Genomic DNA, 7,621 nt, shown 5'->3' on the forward strand with positions numbered 1-7,621 from the left:
ACAGGCACCTGCACCACCTGCCACCGCCCCCTGCCCACAACATCCACCACCAGCCACAACCCAAGAGCCAGAACAACCTAACGGAGTCCTACTAGCCTGAAACCAAGCAACTCGACTCCACCCAACTCGCGACAGTCCGGAGTCTCCATCAAACCCGGAACGGTTCACACACTTCCCCGGAACGGGCTGTGATGGTTCGCTGGTCACGCCGCGATCACGCCATCAGCCCATTGAGTGAGCAGTTGCGGGACAGCCCGTAGTCTCACGCTTCGTCGTGATGAGTGACACGCCCATCGACGCACCGCCAGTAACGGCGGTGGCTACCCGAACGCCAAGTCTCATCTGCGGTGAGAGCGCCGTTGATCCACTCATCCAATTGAGGCAGCGCATGCGTCCGCAAGGCGGCGCGCGCGTCGGCTCGATCGGCTGTCGCCACCGGTATGACATCAATGCGGAAGCCGACCGCATCCGGATGAGTCCCGCGCCCATAATTGAAAGACTGCGCCGCGACCCATTCGATTCCGATGGCGTACCCCTCGTCGCTGTGTCCAGTGAGAAACCTGAGATCACTGACGTGTGACATGTTGTCGCCCAGCACTTCGTTGATGTCTGAGGCCGTCAAGGGCCAAGCGCGATTTTGGGGAAGCCGACGATTTCGTGAAGTCATGGAAAGGAGTATGTCATGTCTTGGAGGTCTGCAGGTTCTGGATTCCCAAACCCTGCCGCTCGCAAGCGGCCGGAAGGCAGCCGGAGCGAACCGGCTGCCTTCCGAATCTTCTGCTACTTCCGCGTCAAATGCTTCTTGATCTTCTTCCATTCATGACCGTTCCGGCGTTCCTTGGGTGTTGGGTTTCGCCCGTAGTGGTCACGGAATATTCGATCGACTGCTTCGTCGATCGATTCTCCAGCATGCCTTCCCTTTCCTCTGGCCCAGGAGGGAATATCGCTTGCGCTTTCCTTGCCCGACTTCTTGGTGGCTTTGGCCCAGAGGATCTTGACCTTGCGGATGGCCCATGCTTTGCCGTACCACCAGATGAGGCCGATGATGGCCACGACGGCGCCGACGCCGATGATGGCAAGCACCGTGCCCGCGCTCACTCCGAGGCCCGCGGCTCCGACGAGGGCCAATGCGGCCATTCTTCCGTCGAGGTCGACCATGTTGATGGGGTCGCCGCACACATAGTCGTAAGCGTTGCAGCTGCCCCCGGTGACCGTGTCGACCTGGAGGAACCGGCCGGTGGCCGAGTTGTACAGGCGGACACCCATGAGGGTGAGGCCGGTGACCGTTTCAGCAGAACGCTGCTTGTCGCCCAGCCAGTTGTAGCGCGTCGCCGCTTGGCCGGCGCGCGGGTTGCCGTATTCGTCCGCATCGAGGACGGTCGGCGCTTGAGCGGTGTCGGCCGGCAGGGCGAGCGTGATGTCACCGTGCAAGTTGGCCAGCAGGAGGACCGTGCCACCGGTCTTCGTAGTGGTGGCGGCGAGGTTCCCGTCGAGGCCGCTGACGTTGCGGGTGAGCGCACCGGTGGGGGTGTTCTCTACGATCCAGCGCGGGCTGTCCGCGTCGGAGTCGTAGTGGTTGAGCTTGGACCCGGTCTGGGTCCAAGTGCCCGCGTTGTTGGTCTCTGTGGTCCAGGAGCGGAACCGCAGTTTGGAATCCAGGGACCATGTCTGGCGTTGGGTGCCCGCTGTCTGCTGCTGGACGAGGTCATTGGCGTAGTACGCCACGGTCGACCCGGGCAGCGCGGTGGTGCGACCGAAGGCGTCGTAGGTGTAGCCGGCGTTCACCAGCCGGTCTGCGCTGTCGTAGGTGTAGCCGGTGGTGGTGCCTCCGGTGGTGGTGCAGTCGGCGTTGACCGCTGCGGTGGCCGAGGCCAGCGACTTGCGGTTGGAGTTCTTGTCGAAGGTGTAGGAACGAGTGGTGCAGACCGCGTCGTTGCTGGTGTCCTGCACCTGCGTCAGACGGCCGGCCTTGTCGTAGGTATAGGACTGGGAAGCCGTGACGCCAGGGGTGCCGGTGTGGGTGGCCCACTGGCCCTGAACCGTGGCGGTGATGCTGTCGGAGACCAGCACCGTGCCGTCGCTGTCGCGGGTGTAGGTGCGGGCGGCGGGTGCCCCGGCCGGATCCTGGTCCTGCTTCATGGTGTAGCCGCCGGGCAGGCCCTGGCTGACTACGGCGCCATCGGCGTCGTAGCGTGCGGAGAGGGTGCCCGCGACGGAGTCCGCGACCGACGTGGCCAGGCCACGCGGATCGACGGCGGTGTCGTAGGTGTACGTAGTGGTCGACGGCACGCTGTCGGTGACGGTTGCGGGCCGGTCGAGTGCGTCGTACTGGGTGGAGGTGGTGCCGCCGTCGGCGTCGGTGTACGACATCTGACGGCCGAGCAGGTCGAACGCCTTGGTGATCGTGCCGCCGGCGGTGGAGGTCTCCTTGACCTCTGCGCCGGTGGCGCTGTCGTACGACAGGGTCGTGGCCGGAACGGCTGCGCCGACGCCGCCCGAGACAGTGACCGTCGTGGGCCTGCCGGCTGCGTCGTAGCCGTTCGTGGTGGTGCGAGTGACGCTGTTGGCCGTCTCGGTGACCTTGGTTGCCTGCCCGAACAGGCCGTATTCGGTGGTTTTCGTGGGCAGTTGGCCGGGGTTGGTGCCACCGCCGGTGATGGCCGCAGCCGGGACCGTCTGGCAGACGGCGTCGGCCCATTCGGGCTTGCCGCCACAGGTGCCAGTGCCGTCGCCCGTGTAGTACGTGGCGGTGGTGGTGCCGGCGTCGGTTCCGGTGGAGGCGGGCTTTGTCGTCTCGGTGACCAGGCCCTGATTGTTGTACGAGGTGGTCGTGGTGATCGCCAGGCCGTCCGGGTCACCGGTCACGCTGGTCGGCTGACCCAGCGACCAGTCAAATCCGATGGCGACCGCGCGGGAGTCGGCGAGCAGATCGGGCCAGGAGCGCGGCTGGGCGCCGATGGTCTGGCGCGTGACCTGATCCTTCACGACTGCGGTGCCGTCTGTGGGGCGCCCGCTGTCGTAGGCCTTGGTCGTGTGCTGGCGCGCCATGAGCTGGTTGCCCGCAGTCGCGACAGTGTTGGATCCGCTGGTGAGGTTGGCCGCGAGGGTGATCTGCCGCAGCGGGCCGTAAGTGTTGGTCTCCCGGGTGCCGATGGGGTCGTAGACCGAGGTGCTGGACAACAGCTGGGCCCGCTCGCCGGATGACAGGGCGTTGATACCCAGGTCGGTGAGCTGGGTCTTCTGCGCTGCGGTGGTGCCGAGGGCCAGTTCCCGGTTGCCCGCGGTCAACAGTCGGACGGTGTTGCCGTACTGGTCGTATTCGGTGACCGAGATGTGGTGGCCGGGGGTGGCCTCGTTGACCTCACGGCCAGAGGCGTCCAGGTAGTGAATCCCAGCTCGCGCGTAGTCGGCCGCGCCCAGGGACGCGCCGTCGTTGGTGGCGGGCACCTGGTCTGCGGGGAATACCGCGGTCCCATCGGTGGGGGTGTCGGTCTGACCCCACGAGGCTGCCTCCGTGGTCCCGAGGTCGTTCGGGGCGGTTGTGCCGGTCAGTGGCACGCCGTACACCACCGTGGTGTCGGCAGTACCGTTGGTCTGGCTGGCGCTGCCCGGCGTGAGCGTGGCGCGCGATGCCTTGAGGAGCATGCCGGCTCCCGCTGCCGGGTTGGAGCCCGCCTGACCGTAGGTGAACGTCCAGGGCAGCTGTCCGGGCGGGGTGAGCGTGGTGACGCGGCCCGCACTGTCGTAGGCGTAGGCAGTCTTCAGCGCCGGAGAGATACGAGGGTCCCAGGTCTCCCGCAGACGCCCGGCGTCGTCGTAGGCGTAGCTCGCGACGGAGGTGGCAGTGGACGCTGCAGCGCCGGGAGCGGTCGCCCACAGCTTGATCGCCGAGACCTGGTCCTTCATGTCACCGAACACCGAAGCCGTGGCCGTGGTGGAGGTGGCGTAGGCGAACTCCAGGACCCGGCAGCCCTTGGTGGACGGGTCGGCCTCGCAGGCGGCCAGGGTGGTTGCGCTGGTGGAGGCGATGATCCGCTTGGGGCGGGCCAGAGTCTTGGCCCCTACGGTGACGGCCTCGGAGACCACCTCGGTGGTGGAGTTCGCCAGGCCGTCGGCCAGCGAGCTGGCCACCGTCCAGGTGGTCGCAGCGGCGGCTACCTTGGAGAAGGTCGTCACCGTCCCCTTGGTGTCGGACAGGGTGAAGGGACCTGATGCGAAGGATCCCGTGAGAGTCAGGTTCTCCGAACCGGGCTCCGGAACCCAGCCGTTGCCGGTCACGTTCGCGGTGAATGTGATTGTCGAACCGTCGCTGGTCACCACGTCGAGTGAAGTGGCGGACGTCTTTCGGATCTCGGTGTAGTCGGAGTCGATGGCGTCGGCGACGGTGCCGGACAGCCACTCCTTGCCGAAGATCGGCGCCTGCCCCTCCTGGCCTGCCCCCGACTGGGGGGAGCGAGAGGACGCGGTCCGGTTCACCGACATGCCGAAGAAGGCAGCATCCGTGTCGGAGACGGTGTAATCCCCGGTGAGGAGGTTCACCGAACCAGGACCGACACTCTCCGAGGCGGCTCCGTCAGCGCTCCGGTCGACGACCACGGTGATCGCGTCGGAGGAGGCAGACGCGCTGCTGGGACCGGTGAAGTCCGCGCGGACCTGAACCGCACCGTCGGGGTTGACCGTCGAGGTGGCGTTCCAGATCAGCTTCGGGCTCTTGCCCGAGGTGAGAGCAACCGGCCACGATGCAACAGCCTGGCCATTGTTGGTGACGTCTCCGGCCGGAATGGCGCTCCACGTGTCGGCGTCGCCACGGCGCCAGGAGAAGGTGACGTTGTCGAACTTCGCGCCGTCGGCTTCCGCCATGAGAGGGACGCGGGCGGCGGTGCGGGTGCCGTCATCGGGCAGCGTGACGCCGCCCGGGCCGACGTGGAAGGTGTAGTCGACCGGCTCGGACTTGTTCTCCGCCTTGTCCGTCGAGCGGACCTGGAGGGTGTTGGTGCCGGCCTTGGCCGGGGTGACCGAAATGTTCACCGGGGTGGTCGTGCCGCCGGTGGCAACCTTCGTCCAGGTGGTGCCGTCCAGCGACCACTCGACGCCGTTCTGGTCGCCCGTGGGCGGGGTCACGGTGAACTGTCCGGGCTGGCCTGCGCCCTTGACCCACTGGTTGCTCGGGTAGTCCGTCGAGGCGACGGACGCCGGGGCGGAGGGGGCGGAGGTGTCGACAGTGAAGACCGCATATGCCGACCAGCCGGTGTTGTAGCTGGTGCCGTCATACGGCGAGGTGCGGAACTTGTAGGTCTTGCCGTTGGTCAGCAGACCTGCCGGCACGGTCACCGAGGCCGGCTGTCCGGAGGGGACGAACGGCGACACCAGGACGTTGCCGACCTGGATGCCGGTGACGTTGTCGAAGATCTGAAACGTGCCGTCGACCTTGTCGTTGTTCGGGTCGATGAAGGTGTCCCGCAGCGTGGGCGTCGTGGTATTGACGAACCAGGAGCCGGTGGTGTCCTTGAAGAACGGCGGGCCGGCCTGCTGGTCGGTGCCGGTGCGTGGACGATAGTTGTAGGTGACGACCAGCTTCGGCGGGTTGGATGCCGCGTTCGCGGAGTTCACCCGCTTCCACTGCGCGGTCGCTGTCTCCGAAGAGGCCCTGAGCCCCATGCCGGAGGTGGCGTTCTTCGCCGAGGCCCACTCCTGGACCATCGTCGTGACGTCAGCGTTGATCCACCCGTCCGGAGCCGCCGTACACGCCGGGTTGCCCTTGGTCTCGGTGGACGTGGCCTTCTTGGCCGTCCAGGCCGGCTGCGCGGTCCAGCGGGAGGCGGTGGAAGCCTTGCCGGCTGCCCAGACCTCCCACGGCTGCGCCGTGCAGGTGGTGTTGCCCGAGTGGAAGTTCCACAGGCTCAGCTTCGCGTCGGACACCAGGGCGTCCGAGATCGGCGAGGTGTTCCACGTGATGAACGAGCGCGCCGTGCGCGGGGTGCCGTCGCCATTGGTGGTGCCCGGATTACCCAGGTCCAGCTCGGTGTCCGCCGACCAGTCGACGGTCTCACCCTGCTGGACGTAGGTGTCGAAGACATTGCCCAGCGCCGCCGTAGAGGGGTCCACGGTGACCGGGTACTTCGTCTTCGGATCGGCCAGGAACTTCGCGTCCGGCGTGAAAACCAGATCGACCGAGCCCTTGCGCTGCACGACCTGCAGCTTTACCGGCGCCCGGTGGGTGTTCTCGCCGGAGACCTTGTCGACGGCCGCATCCCACATCACGGGCGCGGGCATCGTCGCCCGCTTCGTGCCCTTCTTGTCCGTGAAGAGCAGGCTGCTGTCCTTCAACTGCTCGATCTTGAGGCCCTTGGCCTTCAGCGGCAGCGTATATCCGTAGCCGTCCTGTACCGGCTTCTGCCGGATGTTGACGTACTGCTCGAAACCGGTGCGGGTCGCCTCGACGACAACATCGGCTCCCGGCACGGCGTTCACGTACGTGGCACGAGTACCGGCAAGCTTGGGCTTGGGCAGACCGCCCTTCCACTGCAGCGCAATCTGCTGGTCGCCCTCGCCGAGTGTGACCAGATCGCGCGCGGGTGCCTTGCGGGCGTCCGCCAGAGAGCGGGCCGTCGTACCGCCACCGGACGCCAGCCGCAGACCACGCGGATGGGCCTTCGGCCCGACGCTACCGTCACCGTCCTGGGCCAGATCCAGGTCCACCGGACGCCAGCGGCCGTCCTCCTGGAACCGGACCGGGCCTGCCGACAGCTCAGTAGTCAGCGAACCGTTGGCATTCACCCACGTCGTGGACGTCTCCGTCCGCTCGGACAGGGCCTCGACCCGCTTTCCCGAGAGCCGGGCCGCGACCCGCGCCGACGCGATGTCAGCAGCCTCGGTGGCGTACTTCGCCGACTTCGGCGACGACTTGACGGGCGGCGCAGCGAGTGCCGCCCCGCTGCCGTCCAGCACGGTAACGGCCATGGCCAGAGCGAGCGAGGTGGCTATGCGCCGGGTCCACACTCCGTGGGGATTGGGCCAGGCACGACCGCGCCAAGCCCGCATCCTGCGTGTACTCATTTTGTCCTTACAGCCTTGATCGGCCCACGTATTGGGCCGGGCGCGGTGATCGTAGCTCCACCCAGAAAGCGCCTATATCTCAATGAAAACGGAAATTTAGGATCCTCACGTTCTCTCTGTTTGATCTTCACATGTCAAATCGTTACGCGCGCCTGCGGCATGACTGACGAGTGCGAGTGACCAGGGGCTTTGCATGACGAGTCTCCTCGCCGCGGGGCGAGGCGTGGGAGTTCATCTCGCCGGCGATCGGTGGGATGTGAGCCGCGACAGTCAAGCGGCGCGTCAACTGGCGTGGCTGAGCGTGGTGTTGCCCGTCGCCGAGGTGAGGCAGAGAACGGCTGTAGCTGATGAGCCGGAATGTGCTTCTGACCCGGTTGCGCGACACGCATCGCCGCCTGGTGGTCAAATCTCTCAGGGCAGACCGCCACCGGCCGACGGTTGTCGCTCACAGATCGCCCTAGTCCTTGCCGGGGCCGACCATCGCTTCCGGGAGACCACCCATGCCCAAGCACCGCATGTCCAAGCGCAAGCGCATCATCGCCTGGGCAACCGCAGGCATAACCCT

Annotated in this window: 2 protein-coding genes; both read right to left on the reverse strand. The window is 66.5% G+C overall.

Annotated elements, in window-relative coordinates:
* Nucleotides 1-262: 262 nt before the first annotated feature.
* The gene (locus ABZS64_RS38750; RefSeq protein WP_355839833.1) at nt 263-667 is read right to left on the reverse strand and encodes a hypothetical protein; all 405 of its coding nucleotides are present in this window, start codon (nt 665-667) and stop codon (nt 263-265) included.
* 113 nt (nt 668-780) lie between these two features.
* Nucleotides 781-6,960 (reverse strand): DNRLRE domain-containing protein, encoded by a 6,180-nt coding sequence (locus ABZS64_RS38755; protein WP_355839835.1) that lies wholly within the window; start codon nt 6,958-6,960, stop codon nt 781-783.
* Nucleotides 6,961-7,621 lie beyond the last annotated feature (661 nt).

Source organism: Streptomyces sp. NPDC005408, from assembly GCF_040606445.1.
Taxonomy (GTDB): Bacteria; Actinomycetota; Actinomycetes; order Streptomycetales; family Streptomycetaceae; genus Streptomyces.